We start from the raw sequence: 17,464 nt of genomic DNA, 5'->3' as shown, positions 1-17,464 counted from the left end.
GTGGTGCGGTCGGTGAAGTCGAGGATGCGCGAGAAGGTCTCGGCGCCGATCACCATCACGCGGCGGGCAAGCCCGGTGCGGATCATCGCATCGGCCTGGGCGAGGGCGAAGACGAAGCCAGCGCAGACCGCCTGGATGTCGAAGGCGAAGCCACCGCGCATGCCGATGGCGTCCTGGACGCGGACCGCCGTGGAGGGAAAGGTCTGATCCGGCGTCGCGGTGGCGAGGACGATCGCGTCGATCTCGCTGCCCTCGAGTCCCGCGTCGAGCAGCGCGGCGCGCGCGGCGGCGATGGCGAGGTCGGAGGTCTTCTCGCCCTCATGGGCGAAATGCCGCCGTTCGATTCCGCTGCGGCTGCGGATCCATTCGTCCGACGTATCGAGGGTCTTCTCGAATTCGGCATTCTCGACGACGCGCACCGGCAGGTAGTGGCCGGTGCCGCGGGGGACGGCGCGAATCACGCTCACGTCGCGGCCCCGCCGAGAGCGCCGCCGCTGCGCAGTTCTGGGAGGCCGCTGGCGACGCGCGCCGCGAGCCGCTCGGTGAAGCCGCTGTCGGCGAGGACGAAGGCGAGCTTGATCGCCGCCGAGACTCCGGTGGCGTCGGCGCTGCCGTGCGACTTGATCACCGTCCCGTTCAGCCCCAGGAAGACGCCGCCGTTGACCCGGCGCGGGTCGATGCGCTTCTGGAGCCGCCTGAGCGAGGTGAGCGCGAAGAGCGCGCCGATACGCGAGAGCGACGAATAGGCGAAGGCCTCGCGCAGCAGGCCCTGGATCATCCGGGCAGTGCCTTCGCCGGTCTTGAGCGCGACGTTGCCGGTGAAGCCGTCGGTCACGATCACGTCGACTCGGTCCGAGGGCATGTCGCTGCCCTCCACATAGCCGATGTAGTCGAATTCGCCCGTAGGGCCCGCCGCCGCCACGAGCTCGGCGGCCTCGTGCAGCTCCGGGCGGCCCTTGTGCTCCTCTGTGCCGACATTGAGCAGGCCGACGCGCGGCCGGCGCACGCCGAGCGCGTTGCGGCAATAGGAGGCGCCCATCAGTGCGAACTTGACAAGATCGCCCGCATCGGCGCGGACGTCGGCGCCGGCATCGAGCAGGACATTGTAGCCGGCGGGGCCGTGCGAGGGCCAGAGCACCGCGATCGCCGGCCGGTCGACGCCGGGGGCCTTGCGCAGCTGCAGCATGGCCAGCGCCATGAGCGCGCCGGTATTGCCGCAGGAGATGACCACCGAGCTCTCGCCCGATTTCACGGTCTCCAGCGCGTTCCACATGCTGGTGCCCTGGCCGCGGCGCAGCGCGCGGGAGGGCTTCTCGTCCATCGCGATCACGCTCTCGGCATGGCGGATGTCAGTGCGCTCGGCCAGCGGGCTCCGGGCCTGGATGGCTCGATGCAGCTCGGCCCCGTCACCGTGGAGGATGTAGCGCAGGCGCGGGTTCTTCTGCAGCGACTTGCCCATCCCGCGGACCACGTCTGCGACCCCGCGGTCGCCGCCCATGGCATCGATCGAGATCACGATGTCGCCCCCGCGCGTCGTCGGGGGGGCGGTCGGATCGGTCCGGGATATTTCGGCGGTCATTCCGGACCAACCTCGCGCAGGTCGGGATCAGGCGGCTTCGTCGTCGAGGTCGATCTCTTCGACGCGCGCGACGACCTCGCGACCGTCATAGTGCCCGCAAGCTCCGCAGACGTGATGCGGGCGGCGCAATTCGCCGCAATTGGGGCATTCGTTGGGATTGGCAGCCACCAGCGCGTCATGGGCGCGGCGCATGCCCCGCTTCGCCCGGGTTACCTTGCTCTTCGGAACAGCCATGTCTCGACCTCGGTCTCCTGCGGGCCAAGGCCCGGATCATCTTGTCGCATTCCGGCGCGAGGTAGCAGATGCGGCGCGCGGTGTCACGCCGCTAACCCGATCCCGCGCCAGAAAAACGAAGCGCGGAAGATAGCGATCGCCCGCGCGCGCGCAAGCCCCATTCGCGCGGTTCTCACGAGCTGTTGCCCAGCTTGTCCTTCAACGCCGCGAGGGCGGCGAAGGGCTTTGCCTCGGCCTCATCGGCGGCGCACGCGCCCAGCGCCGCGACGGCCTCGGGCGGCAGCACGGCGTCGGCGCGGCGGGGATAGGCGGGAAGGGCGAGCGCCAGCGCCTCGGTCGCGACCAGCCCGAGATCGATCCTTGGCCCGAGCGGCTCCACCTCGTCGTCCTTCTCGTCCTCGCGGGCATCGACCGTGACCTCGATGGGGCGCTCGCCGGCGGCGGGGAAGTAGCGCCGCGTGACGTCCTGGTCGATCCGGGTCGTCACCGGCTCGAGGGTCACCACGCAGGGCTGAATCACCGTCGCCCCGAGCCGCGCCTCGAGCCGCCAGCCCTTCGGCGCGACCGGGGTGAGTCGCCCCGCGAAGCGCATGCGCCTGAGCGAGATCGCGCCCATGAGCCGCGCGAGCGCCCGGGCCTCGGCCGGATCGGGCCGGATGTCGAAGGCAAATTCGTCCCGGTCGCGGATCGCGGCCAGGTCGATGACACGGGCGAATTCCGGATTGTCGGGCGCTTTCGTCGCGAGTTCGGGCATGATCGGTCCTTCGGGTCCGGTCACTGGAGCGTCGGTGCCCAAGTTCCTTGAATTTAGACCATGCGCGGGGTAGGGGAGCAAGCGGAAACAGGGAAGGCCGGGGAACCAGATGCGCCCGAGATCACTGCGCCGCGCCGGTGCTCCCCTTGTGCTCGCCGGTGCGCTCGTTGCGGCCTGCGCGCCGACGATCCAGGTTCACGGCTACGTTCCCTCGCAGGCCGATGTCGCGCAGGTCACGCCGGGGGTTTCGAACTACGAGAGCGTCGAGGCGGCGCTGGGGCGTCCCTCCTCGAGCGGCCTTCTGCGCGACTCGTCCTGGTACTACGTCCAGAGCACGGTCGAGAGCTACACCTACAACAAGCCCAGGGTGATCGACCGGGTCGTGCTCGCCGTCGATTTCAACGCCAATGGCGTGGTCGAGGGCCTGACGCGCTACGGGCTCGAGGACGGAAGGATCGTCAACCTGACGACCCGGACGACCGAGACCGGCGGCCGGCGCATGGGCGTGCTGGAACAGCTCTTCGGCAACCTGCTCACGCTCGATGCGGAGCAGTTCCAGAACTGAGGGCCGCCGGACCCTCCGCGGCTCAGTCCTCGGGGTCCGGCCGGAAATCCAGCGCCACCCCGTTCATGCAATAGCGCTGGCCCGTCGGGGCCGGCCCGTCGGGAAAGACATGACCCAGATGCGCGTCGCAGCTGGCGCAGACGATCTCGGTGCGGCGCATGATCCAGCTGTCGTCCACATGCTCCTCGACCGCCGCGCCCGAGATCGGCGAATGGAAGCTCGGCCAGCCGCAGCCGCTGTCGAATTTCGCCGCGGCATCGAAGAGCGGCGCGCCGCAGCAGACGCAGGCGAAGGTGCCGGGGGCCTCGGGAAAATCGTCATGGGTGAAGGGGCGCTCGGTGCCCTTCCCGCGCGTGACCCTGAAGGCGAGATCGGACAGCTGGCTGCGCCATTCCTCGTCCGACTTGCGGATCTTCTTCGATGTGCCGTCCATGCGGGATCTCCTCTGCGCGTCCCGGTCCCTAAGGTCGTGCCGATCGCCGCGCCGTCAAGGTTCGGTCACGAAACCGCGCGATGATGCGAACCGGGAGGCATCTGGACCGACGATGCTCGATGGCCTTGCCCATGACAGGCTGCGGGTGCGCTTCGCCGGCCCGGGCGCGGATCTGCGCGCGGCGCAGCGGCTGCGGTTCCGCGCGTTCCGTGCGCAGGGCAGCGCGGAGGCGGAGGGCATCGACGGCGACGAATTCGACGCCCGCGCCCTGCATGTGCTGGTGGAGGAGGTCGCGGGCGGGCGGCTGCTCTCATGCTTCCGTCTGCTGCATTTCGCACAAGGCCGGGAGGTGGCCGGATCCTATTCCGCGCAGTTCTACGACCTCGCGGGGCTTGCGCGGCTCGCGGTGCCGATGATCGAGATGGGCCGGTTCTGCGTGGCGGAGGGGGTCCGCGATCCCGATGTGCTGCGGCTCGCCTGGGCCGCGCTGGCGCATCGGGTCGCCGCAAGCGGGGCGGCGATGCTTTTCGGCTGTTCGAGCTTCCGTGGCACCGATGCCGCGCCCTATGCCGATGCCTTCGCGCTGCTCGGGGCGCAGCATGTCGCGCCGCGGCGCTGGCGGCCGCGAGTCAAGGCGCCGGGCGTGCTCCGCCTCGCGCCGCGGCCGCGGCGGGGCCAGCCCGACCGGCGGGCGGCGCTGCGCGCGATGCCGCCGCTCCTGCGCAGCTATCTGGCGATGGGGGCACGGGTCTCCGATCATGCGGTGGTGGACCGCGACCTCGACACGCTGCATGTCTTCACCGGCTTGGAGATCCGCAAGCTCCCCGGCGATCGGGCGCGGCGGCTCGGGCCGGGCATCCCGGCGGCGCCGGCATGAGCGGGCCGGAACTCGGCGCCGGGGCCTCCGCGGCGGTGCCCTTCCCCGACGCGCTGCGCGCCTGGGCGCGGGTCGCGGCGCTGAGCTTCGGCGGGCCGGCGGGCCAGATCGCGGTGATGCACCGGATCATCGTCGAGGAGAAGGGCTGGGTCGACGAGGCGCGCTTCCTGCGCGGCCTCAACTTCTGCATGCTCCTTCCGGGACCGGAGGCGCATCAGCTGACGATCTATCTCGGCTGGCTGATGCACGGGCTGCGCGGCGGCCTCGTGGCGGGGAGCCTCTTCGTGCTTCCGGGCCTGGTCTCGATGTTGGCGCTGAGCGCGCTCTACGTCGCCTTCGGCCGGAGCGAGATCGTGACCGGGCTCTTCTTCGGGCTCAAGGCCGCGGTGCTGGCGATCGTCCTGCAGGCGCTCTTGCGCATCGCCCGCCGGGCGCTGACCGACCGGCCGCACCGGGCGATCGCCTTCGCGGCCTTCGCGGCGATCTTCCTCTTCGGGATCCCGTTCCCGCTGATCATCCTCGCGGCCGGGCTCGCCGGATGGCTGACCGGGCGGGGCGTGGAGGGGGACGGGGCGCCGCCGTGGGCCGGCGCCGATGTGGCGGCCGTGCCCGCAGGGCCACTGCGCGGTTACGGCGCCCCGCTCGCCATCGCGCTGCTCTGGCTGGGACCGGTCGCGGCGGCCGCGCTGGTGCTCGGGCCGGAGAACGTCTTCGCACGCCTCGCGATCTTCTTCAGCCAGATGGCGGTGGTCACCTTCGGCGGCGCCTATGCCGTGCTCGCCTATGTCGCGCAGGAGGCGGTGCAGAACTACGGCTGGCTGCAGCCCGGGGAGATGCTCGACGGGCTGGGCATGGCCGAGACGACGCCGGGGCCGCTGATCATGGTGGTGCAGTTCGTGGGTTTCGTCGCGGCCTTCCGGAACCCGGGCGGGCTCGACCCCTGGCTCGCCGCCACCCTGGGCGCGCTGGTGGCGAGCTGGGTCACCTTCCTGCCGTCCTTCCTCTGGATTTTCCTCGGCGCACCCCATGTGGAGCGGCTCTACCGCAACGCCGCCCTCGGCGCGGCGCTCTCGGCGATCACGGCGGCGGTGGTGGGGGTGATCTTCAACCTCGCGGTCTGGTTCGCGCTCCACGTGGTCTTCGCCGAAGTGGCCCCCTGGTCGGGACTAGGACTGAGCCTCGACCTGCCGGTCCCGTCGTCCCTCGACCTCGCCGCGCTGGTCCTGACGGCGGGGGCGGTCTTCGCGGTCTTCAGGCTGGGGACGGGCATGGCGCTCACCCTGGCGGTGACCGCGGCTCTCGGGCTCGGCTGGACCCTCGTGACGTCCGGCTAGGGCCGGGACTTGCCGCAGGCCTCCCGGTTGGGTAGGTCCGGGCGGGGCTGCCGGAGAAGGGACCGAGCTTGGGCACGCGCATCCTCAACGGGCTGGCCTGGACCGTGGCCTGCCTCTGCGTCGCGCCGATCCTGGCCGCCGCGGTCTCGGCGTTCGGCGGAAGCTGGGAGACCTGGCGCGGGCTCGTCGCGACGGTGCTGCCGGGCTATGCGGCCAACACGCTCCTGCTGGTGCTGCTGGTGGGGGCGGGGACCGCCGCGGTCGGGACCGGCACCGCCTGGCTCGTGACGATGTTCCGCTTCCCGGGATCGGCCCCGCTCGAGGTGCTGCTCGTGCTGCCGCTGGCCTTTCCGGCCTACGTGCTCGCCTATGCCTATACCGACCTCCTGTCCCATGCCGGGCCGGTCCAGTCGGGGCTGCGGGCGGTCTTCGGCTGGGGGCCGCGCGACTATTGGTTTCCCAATGTCCGGTCGCTTCCGGGCGCGGCCTTCATGCTGACCTGCGTGCTCTACCCTTACGTCTACCTGCTCGCCCGGACCGCCTTCGGGCGGCAGTCGGTCACCGCCTATCTCGCGGCCCGGACCCTGGGGCAGGGGCCGGCCGGGGCGTTCCTGAAGGTCAGCCTGCCCATGGCGCGGCCGGCAATCGCCGGAGGCGTGCTGCTCGCGATCATGGAGACGATCGCGGATTACGGGACCGTCGCCTATTTCAGCGTGCGCACCTTCTCGACGGGGATCTACCAGGCGTGGTTCTCGATGAGCGACCGCGGCGCGGCCGCGCAGCTCGCGCTCTGCCTGCTGAGCTTCGCGCTCCTGCTCGCGGTCATCGAGCGCATCCAGCGCGGGCAGGCGCGCAGCCACATGCGCGGGGCGGAAATCCGCGACTTCGAGCGGCAGCCCCTGCGCGGGCCGGCCGCCTGGCTCGCCAGCGTCTTCTGCGCCGTGCCGGTCCTCGTCGGCTTCCTGCTGCCGGTGATCGTGCTCGGGCAACTGGCGGCGGGCTCGGGGCAGAGCGTGCTCGATCCCAAGTACCTGCGCTTCGTCGGCAATTCCCTGACGCTCTCCGGCGTGGCGGCGATCGTGACCGTAGCCGGCGCCATCCTGATCGGATTTCGCGCCCGCATGCTGCCGGGGCGGGCGTCGCGGGTGCTCGTGCTGGGCGCGGGCCTCGGCTATGCCGTGCCGGGCGGCGTGATCGCCGTGGGGCTGCTGGTGCCCTTCGCGGCGCTCGACAATGCGCTCGACGCCTGGATGCGCACGACCTTCGGGGTGGCGACCGGGCTCCTCTTCACCGGCTCGATCTGGCTCCTGGTGCTGGCCTATGCGGCGCGGTTCATGGCGACCGCGCTCAACGGCTTCGATGCCGGGCTCGCGACGATCAGCCCGCGGATCGACGCGGTCGCCCGCACGCTCGGCCGCAGCCCGCCGGCGATCCTCGCGGGCGTGCATCTGCCGATCCTGAAGGGCAGCGTGCTCACCGTGCTCCTGATCGTCTTCGTCGACGTGATGAAGGAACTGCCCGCGACGCTGATCATGCGGCCCTTCAACTTCGACACGCTGGCGGTGCAGGCCCATCGCCTCGCCGCGGACGAGCGCCTCGCCCAGGCGGCGGTCCCGAGCCTGGTGATCGTCGCCATCGGCCTCCTGCCGGTGATCCTCGTCTGCCGCCGCATCGGCGCCGCGCCGAGCCGCCGGGCCCGCACACCCCCGCCGCCAGTCGCGCCGGATGGTCACCCGGCATTCTTCGGGCGCCGGCCCTGAACCGGTCCAACGACAGCTTCGTCCAGCCCTCCGTTTCGCCGAAGGGGACACTCGATGGCGCCGATTGAGAAATGAATGGGTGAATGCCGCAGGCCTGCGGCGCCGGGCCGCGGCTCGATCGGTGGTCGTCGGCAACCGCCGCCCGGTCGATTCCGCCGCGATCGCCGCGGCGGGATCCTGTCACTGCTGCCGCGCCGGTCGGGCGCTCAGCGGGTTTCCATGCCCGCCGGGCCGCCCTCGTCGCCGGCCGCGCCGCCGATGTCGTCGAAGAGCTCCTGGATGTCGAATTCGGCCGCGGCATCGGCCTCGGCCTGGAGCTCCTGTATCGTGCGCCCGGAGGCCTGAAGCTCGGCCTCCTCCTTGCTGCGCGCGACGTTGACGTCGATGGTCACCTCGACCTCGGGATGCAGCACGATCGTCAGCTTGTGCAGGCCGAGCTCCTTGATCGGGTGATCGAGGGTGACCTGGCGGCGGTCGAGGCTGAAGCCGCCCTCGGTGGCGGCATCGGCCACGTCGCGGGTGGTGACCGAGCCGTAGAGGGCGCCGCCGTCCGAGGCGGAGCGAATCACCACGAAGCTCTTGCCGCCGAGCTTGGCGGCGACGGATTCGGCCTCGGCCTTCTGCTCGAGATTGCGGGTCTCGAGCTGGGCGCGCTCGGTCTCGAAACGCGCGAGATTGGCCGGCGTCGAGCGCAGCGCCTTGCCCTGGGGCAGCAGGTAGTTGCGGGCGTAGCCATCCTTGACGCGGACGATCTCGCCCATCTGGCCGAGCTTGGCGACCCGCTGGAGAAGTACGACTTCCATGATCCGCTCCTTACTTCACGGCGTAGGGCAGGAGGGCGAGGAACCGCGCGCGCTTGATCGCCTGGGCGAGCTCGCGCTGCTTCTTGGACGAGACGGCGGTGATGCGGCTCGGCACGATCTTGCCGCGCTCGGAGATGTAGCGCTGCAGCAGCTTCACGTCCTTGTAGTCGATCTTCGGCGAGTTGTCGCTCGAGAAGGGGCAGGACTTGCGGCGGCGGAAAAAGGGTCTGTTTGCCATGGCTTGCTGCCTCTAGTTGTCGTCGTCGCGGCGCGGGCGGCGCGGGCCGCGGTCGTCGCGCTGGTTGCGGGACTGGACCACCGCCGAGGGGCCCTCCTCATGGGCGTCGACCTTGATGGTCAGCACGCGCATCACGTCCTCGTGGAGCCGCATCAGCCGCTCCATCTCCTGCACCGCCGGCGCGGGCGCGTCGGACTTCACGAAGGCGTAATGGCCCTTGCGGTTCTTGTTGATCTTGTAGGCCAGCGTCTTGAGGCCCCAGTATTCGGAGCCGACCACCGATCCGCCATTGTCGGCGAGAACCTGGCCGAAATGCTCGATGAGCCCCTCGGCCTGCGCGTTCGACAGATCCTGCCGCGCGATAAAGACATGCTCGTAGAGAGCCATGCGTCACCTGTTTGCCTGCGCGCTTCAAAACGGACCATCATGCCCTCCGGTTCCGTACGAGAGGCGGCGCGTGGATGCGTCTGGAGGGACGCGGCCTTCTGTCAGAGCGGCGCGCGGATTGCAAGCGCCCCCCGCGCGGGATTCGCGGTGTCGGCGGAATGCACGGCCCATGCACAACCCATGCACCCCCCACGCGCGGGGCCGGCCCGCGCGTTTCCTGCGGATTGGCGGATGCGGCCCGAAAGAAATGCCTGTTATGATGCACCGGGATCCGGCGCGGCGGCCTTCCGCGGCATCGGGGTTCGCGGAACAGGAGGGGGCGATGGCGGCTGACGGCGTGAAGCAGAGGGTCACCGACCTTCGGATGATCGAGATCGACACGGAGCGTGTCCTCGGCCGCGAGCAGGAGCATTACGGCGTCATCGACATCGGCTCCAACTCGATCCGCCTGGTGGTCTACGACGATCTGAGCCGTGCGCCGTTTCCGCGGTTCAACGAGAAGTCGCTCTGCGCGCTCGGCGCCGGCATGGATGCGGAAGGCCATCTCTCCGCGGAGGCGATCGCGCGCGCATTGCACGCCATCGTTCGGCTGGACGCGATCGCCCGGGCGATGAAGGTCCGACGGGTCGACGTGCTGGCGACCGAGGCGACGCGGCGCGCCCGGAACGGCGCGGCGCTCGTGGAGGCCATCCGCGAGAAGACCGGGCTCGAGACCCGGATCCTCTCGGGAGAGGAGGAGGCGACCTACAGCGCCCTGGGCGTCATTTCGGGGTTCTTCCAGCCGAGGGGTCTGGTGGGCGACATGGGCGGCGGCAGCCTGGAGGTCGCCGAGGTCGTCGGCGACCATGTGGGCGGGCGCATGTCGAGCATGCCGCTCGGGGCGCTGCCGGTGAAGGCCTTGCTCGCCGAGGGCTATGACAGTGCCAAGAAGGCGATCGACGCCATCCTGCAGGAGAGCCTGCCGCCGCTCTTGACCGAGCCGGTGTTCTACGCCGTCGGCGGGGGCTGGCGTGCGCTCGCCCGGGTGCATATCGCGATGAGCGGCTGTCCGATCAGCGTGGTGCACGGCTATGACATCGTGGCCGGCGAGGCCCGCGCGCTCGCCAAGAGGATCGCGCGGATGAGCCCCGAGGAGGTGGCGGCGCTCCCGGACGTTCCGGGCCGGCGGGTCGCCACCCTGCCGGCGGCGGCGATGGTGATGTCCCGCGTGCTGAAGAACCTCAAGCCGGAGCGCGTGGTCTTCTCGGCCTGCGGCCTGAGGGAAGGCTGGCTCTATGCGCAGCTCGACCATGACGAGCAGTACCGCGATCCGCTGCTGGAAGGCGCGCAGGCGATCGGCCTGCCCACGGCGCGGGTGCCGGAATTCAGCGCGGCGCTTGGCCGGTGGACCGACGCTCTCTTCCCCGGCGAGAGCCAGAACGACCGGCGCCTGCGGCTCGCCGCCTGCTCGCTGACCGACATGTCCTGGCGGGACCATGCCAAGGTCCGGGCGGAGGAGAGCTTCCAGCGCCTGTTGCAGTTTCCCTTCATCGGCATCTCGCATGCCGAGCATGCGTTCCTCTCCGTGGCGATCCTCGCCCGCTACGACGGCAAGGTAGACGAGACGGTGAAGGCGGCGGTCGGCGACCTTCTCAGTCCGGCCGAGCTCCGGCGGGCCGAAATCCTCGGCCGCGCGCTCCTGCTCGGGCATCGGTTCTCCGCCAGCGTCCCGGAGATCCTCGAGCATGCGCGGCTGCGCATCGATGCCGATGCGGTGCGGCTCGAGGTCGTCAATCCCGCCAGCGTGCCCGACAGCGACGCGGTGCAGGCGCGGCTGCGGCAGCTCGCGAAGGCGACGGGCGTCGAGGGCGCGGAGATCGTGGCGGTGGAAGCATAGGGCCGGGCCCCGACGGGATTCTCGCCGGGGATTTCGCCGGGCGGCGGCAATCGCATCGGCAGGTTGTCTCATTCTCCTCCGGACGCCTGGGGAGGCGCGGGTGCCGCCGCCGGGGCTGGACGCGGGCGGGCGACGGCGGCTAGTCAGGGTGTGAGGGCAGCAGAGCGAGGAGATCGCCATGAAGCGGGCATTCGTCTTTCCCGGGCAGGGAGCACAGGCGGTCGGGATGGGCCGCGCGCTCGCGGAGGCCTTCCCCGAGGCCCGGGCGGTCTTCGAGGAGGTCGATGCGGCGCTGGGCGAGAAGCTCTCGGCGCTGATCTGGGAGGGCGACATCGCGGAGCTGACGCTCACCGCCAATGCCCAGCCGGCGCTGATGGCGACCTCGATCGCGGCGATGCGGGCGATGGCCTCGGTGGGGTTCGGCATCGAGCGGGCGCGCTTCGTGGCCGGGCATTCGCTGGGCGAATATTCCGCGCTCTGTGCCGCGGAGGCGCTCGGGCTGGCGGATGCTGCGCGGCTCCTGCGGCTGCGCGGCCGGGCGATGCAGGAGGCGGTGCCGGTGGGCGAGGGCGCCATGGCGGTGGTGCTGGGGCTCGATCTCGCGTCGGTCGAGGCATTGGCGGCGGAGGCGGCGGCGGGCGAGATCTGCGCCGCGGCGAACGACAACGATCCCGCGCAGGTGGTGGTCTCCGGCCATGCCGCGGCGGTGGGCCGGGCGGTGGAGATCGCCAAGGCCAAGGGGGCCAAGCGCGCGATGCTGCTGCCGGTCAGCGCGCCCTTCCATTGCGCGCTGATGGCGCCGGCGGCGGAGGCGATGTCCGAGGCGCTCGCGGGCGTCGATCTGCGGGCACCGATCGTGCCGCTTGTCTGCAACGTCCGGGCCGAGGCGGTCAGCGATCCCGACGCGATCCGGCGGCTCCTGGTCGAGCAGGTCACCGGCCGGGTGCGCTGGCGCGAGAGCGTCGCCTGGATGGCGGCGCAGGGGGTCACCGAGGTCGTGGAGATCGGCGCGGGCAAGGCGCTCTCGGGCATGGTGAAGCGGATCGACAGGGAGATCGCGGTGCGCGCGGTCGGCACGCCGGCGGATGTGGCGGCACTGGAGGGAGAGACGGATGTTTGATCTCGCGGGCAGGACGGCGCTGGTCACCGGCGCATCGGGGGGCATCGGCGGGGCGATCGCCCGGGCGCTGCATGCGCAGGGCGCGGTGGTGTCGCTCTCGGGGACGCGGGTCGGGCCGCTGGAGGAACTGGCCGGGGCGCTGGGGGAACGGGCGCATGTGCTGCCCTGCGACCTCGGCGAGGCCGCCGCGGTGGAGGCGCTGCCCAAGCGGGCGGCGGAAGCGATGGGCTCGCTGGAGATCCTGGTCAACAACGCCGGGATCACCAAGGACCAGCTGATGATGCGCATGTCCGACGAGGATTGGGCGCGGGTGATCGAGGTCAACCTGACCAGCACCATGCGGCTTTCCCGCGGCGTGCTCCGGGGGATGATGAAGGCGCGCTGGGGGCGGATCGTCAACATCTCCTCGGTGGTGGGCGTCACCGGCAATCCGGGGCAGGCGAACTACGTCGCCTCAAAGGCGGGCGTGATCGGCATGTCGAAGGCGCTGGCCGCGGAGGTGGCGAGCCGAGGCATCACGGTCAATTGCGTGGCGCCGGGCTTCATCGAGAGCGCGATGACGGAGGTCCTCAACGACGAGCAGAAGGCGCGGATACTCGCGCAGATCCCCGCGGGGCGCATGGGCACCGGCGCGGAGGTGGCCGCGGCGGTCGCCTGGCTCGCCTCGGCGGAGGCGGCCTATGTCACCGGCCAGACCCTGCACGTCAACGGCGGGATGGCGATGATCTGACCGCGCCCGGTCATTTCGCCGGCAGGCTTCGCGCGGCGATGCGCTCGCGCATCAGGATATAGAGCCCCGCGCCCATGGTCACTGCGATCCCGAGCGCGGCGAGGCCGTTCGGCAGGTCCCCGAAGACCGCCCAGCCCACGAAGGTGGCGACGGGGATCTCGAGATACTGCATCGGCGCGACGGTCGCGGAGGGCGCGAAGCGCAGCGACCAGGTGAGCAGCAGATGCCCGATCGTTCCGAAGACCCCGACTGCGGCGAGCAGCAGCGCCTCGCGCAGGGTCGGGCGCACGAATTCGAGGATCGCGAGGTCGCTGCCCGCGCCGAGGGCGATTCCCGCGACGAGCAGGGCGGTGGCCATGAGCCCGCTGACCGCCTGGAGCGCGACCGCGTCGGTTTCCTTGGCGATGCGCCGGGTCAGGAGCATGAAGCCGGCGAAGATACAGGCGACGAGGAGCGGCAGGAGCGCCGGCCAGCCGACCACCGCGAAGCTCGGCTGGATGACGAGCAGGGTTCCGGCGAAGCCCGCGGCGCAGGCGGCGATGCGGCGCGGCCCGACCTCCTCGCCCATCAGGAGCCAGCCGAGCAGGAGCAGGATGAAGGGGAGCACGAAGGTGATCGCCGTCGCATCGGCCAGGGGCAGGAATCGCAGCGCCGTGAAGAAGGCGCCCATGGCGGCGATGTGCAGGAGAGTGCGCAGGAAGGCGATCCCGAGCACATGCGCCGGCATCGTCAGGCTGCCGCCGGTCAGCGCCACCACCGGCAACAGGATCAGCGCCTGCCCGGCGAAGCGGCAGAGCAGCACCTGGACGAGCGGCACGCTCGCGCCGAGGAACTTGGCCGTCGCGTCGCCGACCGGCGCCACGGCACAGAAGCCGAGGATGAAGGCAATGCCGAGCAATGGACGGTCCGCTGTCATCGCGCGACGTTAGGGGCGGTCCGCGGCGCTTGCAATCGGGGGGGGGCGCGATCGAAACGCGACAGCGGCGGCGCAACCGCAATAGCATTTGCCACCGGCGGCGGTTATGCTATAGCGCCAACAAGTTGGGCCGGGGGTCACGCGTCGACTCCCGGTTTTTGATAAGGTAAACAAAGAGCGGACCGGCGCTGTCAGGCTCTGATGTGCATTCCGGAACCGGACCAGCAAGAGGACAAGCAATGAGCGATATCGCGGAGCGGGTGAAGAAGATCGTGGTCGACCATCTGAGCGTCGATGAAGGCAAGGTCACCGAGACCGCCTCCTTCATCGACGATCTCGGCGCCGACAGCCTCGACACGGTCGAGCTGGTCATGGCCTTCGAGGAGGAATTCGGCATCGAGATCCCCGACGACGCGGCCGAGACGATCCAGACCTATGGCGACGCGGTGAAATTCATCGAATCCCACGCGAACGCCTGAAGCCGTCTTCGCAGGATCAGACAGGGGCGTCCGGCGCGGCCGGGCGCCCTTTCCTTTGGCGGGATCGTTGCGGCCGCGGTGGACGAATGGCGCGCGGATCCGTCCGCCGGGTGGGCATGTCGGGATGAGACGGGCGGGATGTCGCGCCCCGAGCGGCCTGCCCCGGCGCCGGCGACATCGGGCCTTGTCGGGGTCGCGGGCTTCAAGGTAAACCGGTCGGGCATTGGGACCAAGCGATCGGAGAAGCGATGCGGCGCGTTGTGATCACCGGGATCGGGCTCGTCACGCCACTGGCCTGCGGGGTCGAGGAGAGCTGGTCGCGGCTGACCGCCGGCCGCTCCGGGGCGGGGCGGATCACGCGGTTCGACGCCTCGCATCTGGCCTGCTCGATCGCCTGCGAGGTTCCCCTGGGCGACGGGTCGAACGGCACCTTCAATCCCGACGACTGGATGGCGCCGAAGGAGAGCCGCAAGGTCGACCGCTTCATCCTCTACGCCATGGCCGCCGCCGAGCAGGCGGTGCGCGACGCCGACTGGATGCCCGAGGCGGAGGCGGACCGGCTGCGGACCGGGGTGATCATCGGCTCGGGGATCGGCGGGCTCTCGACCATCGCCGAGACGACGCTGACCCTGCGCGACAAGGGGCCGCGGCGGGTGTCGCCCTTCTTCATTCCCGCCAGCCTGATCAATCTCTGCTCGGGGCAGGTCTCGATCCGCTACGGCTTCAAGGGGCCGAACCATTCGGTGGTGACCGCCTGCTCCACCGGGGCCCATGCCATCGGCGACGGGGCGCGGCTGATCCAGCACGGCGATGCGGAGGTGATGATCGCCGGCGGCGCGGAGGCGGCGATCTGCGAACTCGGCATCGCCGGCTTCGCCGCCTGCAAGGCGCTCTCGACGAGCTTCAACGAGGAGCCCGAGCGCGGCAGCCGTCCTTACGACCGCGACCGCGACGGCTTCGTGATGGGCGAGGGCGCAGGCGTGGTGGTGCTCGAGGAGCTCGAGCATGCCAAGGCGCGCGGCGCGCGCATCTACGGCGAGGTCGCGGGATACGGGCTTTCGGGGGATGCCTATCACATCACCTCGCCGGCGCCGGACGGCGACGGCGGCTTCCGGGCGATGACGGCGGCGCTCAGGGATGCGGGGCTGGCGCCGGGGGACGTGGACTACGTCAATGCCCATGGCACCTCGACGCCGGTGGGCGACGAGATCGAGCTCAACGCGGTGGTCCGCCTGCTCGGCGATGCGGCGGGGCGGGCGACGATGTCCTCGACCAAATCCTCGATCGGGCATCTGCTCGGCGCGGCCGGGGCGGTCGAGGCGATCTTCTGCCTGCTGGCGATCCGCGACGGCGTCGCGCCGCCGACGCTCAACCTCGACAATCCTTCCGTCGAGACGCCGCTCGACCTCGCGCCCAAGGCGGCAGTCAAGCGGACGATCGACGTGGCGCTGTCGAATTCCTTCGGCTTCGGCGGCACCAACGCCTCGCTCGTCCTGCGCCGGGTGGAGTAGCCGCCGGCCATGATGCGCCATGTCGCCGCCAATGCGCTGACCTTCCTCATCCTCGGGCTGGTGGTGCTCTTCGGGATCGTCACCTGGGCGCAGTCGCAATACCGCGCCCGCGGGCCGCTGCAGGAGCCGCTGCAGTTCGAGGTGGCGCGGGGTGCGACCCTGACCGACGTGACGCGGGAGCTGGAGGCGAAGGGCGCGATCTCCGATCCGCGGATCTTCCGGATCGCGGCGCGCTATACCGACATGGACGCCGGGCTGCGCTTCGGGGAATACGACATCCCCGCGCATGCCTCGATGCAGGAGATCCTCGAGCTCCTGAACGAGGGCGCCAATGTGCTGCGCCAGATCGTGGTGCCGGAGGGCTGGACCAGCTGGCAGGTGGTGGAGGCGCTGAACGCGCGCGAGGAGCTGACCGGGGAGATCGCGGAAGTCCCGCCCGAGGGCACGCTGGCGCCGGCGGGCTACGACTACCAGAAGGGCGACGACCGCAACGACATCCTCGCGCGGATGGAGGCGCGGCAGCAGGAGATCCTGGTGACCGCCTGGGCGGGGCGCGACAAGGCGCTGCCGCTGAAATCGCCCGAGGAGCTGCTGACGCTGGCCTCGATCGTGGAGAAGGAAACCGGCCTGGCCGAGGAGCGGCCGCGGGTGGCGGCGGTCTTCGTCAACCGGCTGAACCGCGGCATGCGGCTCCAGACCGACCCCACGGTGATCTACGGCATCACGGGAGGCGAGGGGCCGCTCGGCCGGGGGCTGAAGGCGAGCGAGCTGGCCACGGCCACGCCCTACAACACCTATGTCATCGAGGGCCTGCCGCCGGGGCCGATCGCCAATCCCGGCCCCGAGGCCATCGCCGCGGCGGCCAATCCGCCCGCGACGGAGGAGTTCTATTTCGTCGCCGACGGCACCGGCGGCCATGCCTTCGCCGCGACGCTGGAGCAGCACAACGCCAATGTGGCGGCCTGGCGTCGGATCGAGGCGCAGCGGGCGCTGGAGGCGGAAGCGGCTGCGGCCGAGGCCGAGGCGGCCGGGGAGGGTGCTGCGGTCGAGGGCGAGGTGGTGGGGCAGTAGACCGGTGTTTTGGGGAGGTTGCACGTTGCAACCAAATGTAAGCCTTTGATTATAATAGTAAATTAGACGACCGTGTTGAAGACAGTGCCGATCACCCTTTTCATACCCTCCGGTTGATGACCATCCGCCTTCATTCGAGCCACCAAGAGATTGCGAAAATGTTGATAGCGCACACCTTTTCCATGTGTTCTAGTAAACTCCTTCAGAATATCTCTACCCTTAAAAGTGCGCCTCCAGTTTCCCCCTTCTAGATCACCTTGCAAGCGCAATGCGATGTTGTGCTCATGTTCAATTAATTTTTCCAACGCATAGTCAGTATTTGCCGCAGTATTTATTCTATTTACTGATCGATCAATTGCCTCTCGGAGAGCCGCAGCAGAGTCCGTCCTAGATGGATCGATTTGAAAGTTCAAACATCCTGTGAGTTTCTCATTCACCAGTTTTCTAATCTCGTGCTCGATTAGACTATGCTTAGTTTTCTCTGCAGCGGCACAAAGATGTCGCTCAACCAATTTAGCATTGAAATTGGTAGAGGGTGACAGCATCTCATTTAGAGCTAGCGCTATATATTGACTATCAAGTAAATAGTTTTCAATGTGATAGACGTCCCACTGGAGTTGCTTGCCCATAGAATCTTCTAAAGTGTAGGATTCACTGTCCTTATCAGTAATAGAATATACATCTATACTATCTTGTCGGGCCGCGATAGTTTTTTCTAATGCGCGGTGAAGAGCTTGAACTTTTAGCTGGGCACCCGCATTTACCTGTCAGTTTTCGTCGAACCGTGATTCACTCGG

Annotated in this window: 19 protein-coding genes and 1 pseudogene; 10 read left to right on the top strand and 10 right to left on the bottom strand. The window is 69.5% G+C overall.

Annotated elements, in window-relative coordinates:
• The 4 genes and pseudogenes from V7050_RS08835 to V7050_RS08820 form a co-directional block, all read right to left on the bottom strand.
• Positions 1–461 (bottom strand): annotated as a pseudogene (locus V7050_RS08835) (3-oxoacyl-ACP synthase); the annotation flags it as partial.
• Positions 462–463: 2 nt separating this feature from the next.
• Entirely contained in the window at positions 464–1,579 is a 1,116-nt protein-coding gene (gene plsX / locus V7050_RS08830; RefSeq protein WP_324368429.1) for a phosphate acyltransferase PlsX, read from the bottom strand.
• A 27-nt stretch (positions 1,580–1,606) separates the two neighbouring features.
• Positions 1,607–1,813, bottom strand: a complete 207-nt coding sequence (rpmF, locus tag V7050_RS08825; protein WP_324368427.1) for a 50S ribosomal protein L32 — start codon at positions 1,811–1,813, stop codon at positions 1,607–1,609.
• Between the two features lie 172 nt (positions 1,814–1,985).
• Entirely contained in the window at positions 1,986–2,567 is a 582-nt protein-coding gene (locus V7050_RS08820; protein WP_324368425.1) for a YceD family protein, read from the bottom strand.
• Between the two features lie 109 nt (positions 2,568–2,676).
• Between V7050_RS08820 and V7050_RS08815 the strand changes: the two genes are divergently transcribed.
• A complete protein-coding gene (locus tag V7050_RS08815; RefSeq protein ID WP_324368423.1) occupies positions 2,677–3,132 on the top strand; it encodes an outer membrane protein assembly factor BamE in 456 nt (151 codons plus the stop codon).
• Positions 3,133–3,154: 22 nt separating this feature from the next.
• On the opposite strand, the gene msrB is transcribed toward V7050_RS08815, so the two are convergent.
• Complete coding sequence (gene msrB / locus V7050_RS08810) at positions 3,155–3,565, bottom strand: peptide-methionine (R)-S-oxide reductase MsrB (RefSeq protein ID WP_324368421.1); 411 nt, start codon at positions 3,563–3,565, stop codon at positions 3,155–3,157.
• Positions 3,566–3,677: 112 nt separating this feature from the next.
• On the opposite strand from msrB, the gene V7050_RS08805 reads away from it, so the two are divergent.
• From V7050_RS08805 to V7050_RS08795, 3 genes are all read left to right on the top strand, one after another.
• Positions 3,678–4,442 carry a GNAT family N-acetyltransferase gene (locus V7050_RS08805; RefSeq protein ID WP_324368420.1) on the top strand — a complete coding sequence of 255 codons (765 nt, stop codon included), beginning with the start codon at positions 3,678–3,680 and terminating at the stop codon, positions 4,440–4,442.
• Positions 4,439–5,776 (top strand): chromate efflux transporter, encoded by a 1,338-nt coding sequence (gene chrA / locus V7050_RS08800; protein WP_324368417.1) that lies wholly within the window; start codon positions 4,439–4,441, stop codon positions 5,774–5,776. The genes V7050_RS08805 and chrA overlap by 4 nt, the downstream gene beginning before the upstream one ends.
• Positions 5,777–5,844: 68 nt before the next feature.
• Positions 5,845–7,536: an ABC transporter permease gene (locus V7050_RS08795; RefSeq protein WP_324374568.1), complete on the top strand. Its 1,692-nt coding sequence runs from the start codon at positions 5,845–5,847 to the stop codon at positions 7,534–7,536.
• A 206-nt stretch (positions 7,537–7,742) separates the two neighbouring features.
• On the opposite strand, the gene rplI is transcribed toward V7050_RS08795, so the two are convergent.
• The 3 genes from rplI to rpsF are packed head-to-tail and all read right to left on the bottom strand — an operon-like array spanning position 7,743 to position 8,964.
• On the bottom strand, positions 7,743–8,339 hold the full coding sequence (rplI, locus tag V7050_RS08790) for a 50S ribosomal protein L9 (RefSeq protein WP_324368868.1): 597 nt from the start codon (positions 8,337–8,339) through the stop codon (positions 7,743–7,745).
• Positions 8,340–8,349: 10 nt separating this feature from the next.
• The gene (gene rpsR / locus V7050_RS08785; protein WP_324368870.1) at positions 8,350–8,577 is read right to left on the bottom strand and encodes a 30S ribosomal protein S18; all 228 of its coding nucleotides are present in this window, start codon (positions 8,575–8,577) and stop codon (positions 8,350–8,352) included.
• 12 nt (positions 8,578–8,589) lie between these two features.
• Positions 8,590–8,964: a 30S ribosomal protein S6 gene (gene rpsF / locus V7050_RS08780; protein WP_324368871.1), complete on the bottom strand. Its 375-nt coding sequence runs from the start codon at positions 8,962–8,964 to the stop codon at positions 8,590–8,592.
• A 322-nt stretch (positions 8,965–9,286) separates the two neighbouring features.
• On the opposite strand from rpsF, the gene V7050_RS08775 reads away from it, so the two are divergent.
• The 3 genes from V7050_RS08775 (at position 9,287) to fabG (ending at position 12,690) form a co-directional block, all read left to right on the top strand.
• Positions 9,287–10,840, top strand: coding sequence for a Ppx/GppA family phosphatase (locus V7050_RS08775; RefSeq protein ID WP_324368873.1), 1,554 nt, complete (start codon positions 9,287–9,289; stop codon positions 10,838–10,840).
• A gap of 178 nt (positions 10,841–11,018) precedes the next feature.
• Positions 11,019–11,960, top strand: coding sequence for an ACP S-malonyltransferase (gene fabD / locus V7050_RS08770; RefSeq protein WP_324368874.1), 942 nt, complete (start codon positions 11,019–11,021; stop codon positions 11,958–11,960).
• Complete coding sequence (gene fabG, locus V7050_RS08765) at positions 11,953–12,690, top strand: 3-oxoacyl-[acyl-carrier-protein] reductase (RefSeq protein WP_324368876.1); 738 nt, start codon at positions 11,953–11,955, stop codon at positions 12,688–12,690. The genes fabD and fabG overlap by 8 nt, the downstream gene beginning before the upstream one ends.
• A gap of 10 nt (positions 12,691–12,700) precedes the next feature.
• Here fabG and V7050_RS08760 read toward each other — a convergent pair whose 3' ends face one another.
• Positions 12,701–13,606: a DMT family transporter gene (locus V7050_RS08760; RefSeq protein ID WP_324368878.1), complete on the bottom strand. Its 906-nt coding sequence runs from the start codon at positions 13,604–13,606 to the stop codon at positions 12,701–12,703.
• A 239-nt stretch (positions 13,607–13,845) separates the two neighbouring features.
• On the opposite strand from V7050_RS08760, the gene V7050_RS08755 reads away from it, so the two are divergent.
• The 3 genes from V7050_RS08755 to mltG all read left to right on the top strand — a co-directional run bounded on the left by V7050_RS08755 (position 13,846) and on the right by mltG (position 16,667).
• The gene (locus V7050_RS08755) at positions 13,846–14,085 is read left to right on the top strand and encodes an acyl carrier protein (protein ID WP_324368880.1); all 240 of its coding nucleotides are present in this window, start codon (positions 13,846–13,848) and stop codon (positions 14,083–14,085) included.
• Positions 14,086–14,333: 248 nt separating this feature from the next.
• Entirely contained in the window at positions 14,334–15,596 is a 1,263-nt protein-coding gene (gene fabF / locus V7050_RS08750; RefSeq protein ID WP_324368882.1) for a beta-ketoacyl-ACP synthase II, read from the top strand.
• Positions 15,597–15,605: 9 nt separating this feature from the next.
• The gene (gene mltG / locus V7050_RS08745) at positions 15,606–16,667 is read left to right on the top strand and encodes an endolytic transglycosylase MltG (RefSeq protein ID WP_324368884.1); all 1,062 of its coding nucleotides are present in this window, start codon (positions 15,606–15,608) and stop codon (positions 16,665–16,667) included.
• Positions 16,668–16,729: 62 nt separating this feature from the next.
• On the opposite strand, the gene V7050_RS08740 is transcribed toward mltG, so the two are convergent.
• Entirely contained in the window at positions 16,730–17,296 is a 567-nt protein-coding gene (locus V7050_RS08740) for a hypothetical protein (protein WP_324368886.1), read from the bottom strand.
• Positions 17,297–17,464: the final 168 nt, after the last annotated feature.

Source organism: Amaricoccus sp., assembly GCF_036846665.1.
GTDB lineage: Bacteria > Pseudomonadota > Alphaproteobacteria > Rhodobacterales > Rhodobacteraceae > Amaricoccus.
This window is presented reverse-complemented; position numbering and strand designations above follow the sequence as displayed.

Excerpts from the sequence above, each read along its gene's own strand:
- plsX (WP_324368429.1), bottom strand. The coding sequence starts at position 1,579 with ATGACCGCCGAAATATCCCGGACCGATCCGACCGCCCCCCCGACGACG.
- rpmF (WP_324368427.1), bottom strand. The coding sequence starts at position 1,813 with ATGGCTGTTCCGAAGAGCAAGGTAACCCGGGCGAAGCGGGGCATGCGC.
- V7050_RS08820 (WP_324368425.1), bottom strand. The coding sequence starts at position 2,567 with ATGCCCGAACTCGCGACGAAAGCGCCCGACAATCCGGAATTCGCCCGT.
- V7050_RS08815 (WP_324368423.1), top strand. The coding sequence starts at position 2,677 with ATGCGCCCGAGATCACTGCGCCGCGCCGGTGCTCCCCTTGTGCTCGCC.
- msrB (WP_324368421.1), bottom strand. The coding sequence starts at position 3,565 with ATGGACGGCACATCGAAGAAGATCCGCAAGTCGGACGAGGAATGGCGC.
- V7050_RS08805 (WP_324368420.1), top strand. The coding sequence starts at position 3,678 with ATGCTCGATGGCCTTGCCCATGACAGGCTGCGGGTGCGCTTCGCCGGC.
- chrA (WP_324368417.1), top strand. The coding sequence starts at position 4,439 with ATGAGCGGGCCGGAACTCGGCGCCGGGGCCTCCGCGGCGGTGCCCTTC.
- rplI (WP_324368868.1), bottom strand. The coding sequence starts at position 8,339 with ATGGAAGTCGTACTTCTCCAGCGGGTCGCCAAGCTCGGCCAGATGGGC.
- rpsR (WP_324368870.1), bottom strand. The coding sequence starts at position 8,577 with ATGGCAAACAGACCCTTTTTCCGCCGCCGCAAGTCCTGCCCCTTCTCG.
- rpsF (WP_324368871.1), bottom strand. The coding sequence starts at position 8,964 with ATGGCTCTCTACGAGCATGTCTTTATCGCGCGGCAGGATCTGTCGAAC.
- V7050_RS08775 (WP_324368873.1), top strand. The coding sequence starts at position 9,287 with ATGGCGGCTGACGGCGTGAAGCAGAGGGTCACCGACCTTCGGATGATC.
- fabD (WP_324368874.1), top strand. The coding sequence starts at position 11,019 with ATGAAGCGGGCATTCGTCTTTCCCGGGCAGGGAGCACAGGCGGTCGGG.
- fabG (WP_324368876.1), top strand. The coding sequence starts at position 11,953 with ATGTTTGATCTCGCGGGCAGGACGGCGCTGGTCACCGGCGCATCGGGG.
- V7050_RS08760 (WP_324368878.1), bottom strand. The coding sequence starts at position 13,606 with ATGACAGCGGACCGTCCATTGCTCGGCATTGCCTTCATCCTCGGCTTC.
- V7050_RS08755 (WP_324368880.1), top strand. The coding sequence starts at position 13,846 with ATGAGCGATATCGCGGAGCGGGTGAAGAAGATCGTGGTCGACCATCTG.
- fabF (WP_324368882.1), top strand. The coding sequence starts at position 14,334 with ATGCGGCGCGTTGTGATCACCGGGATCGGGCTCGTCACGCCACTGGCC.
- mltG (WP_324368884.1), top strand. The coding sequence starts at position 15,606 with ATGATGCGCCATGTCGCCGCCAATGCGCTGACCTTCCTCATCCTCGGG.
- V7050_RS08740 (WP_324368886.1), bottom strand. The coding sequence starts at position 17,296 with ATGGGCAAGCAACTCCAGTGGGACGTCTATCACATTGAAAACTATTTA.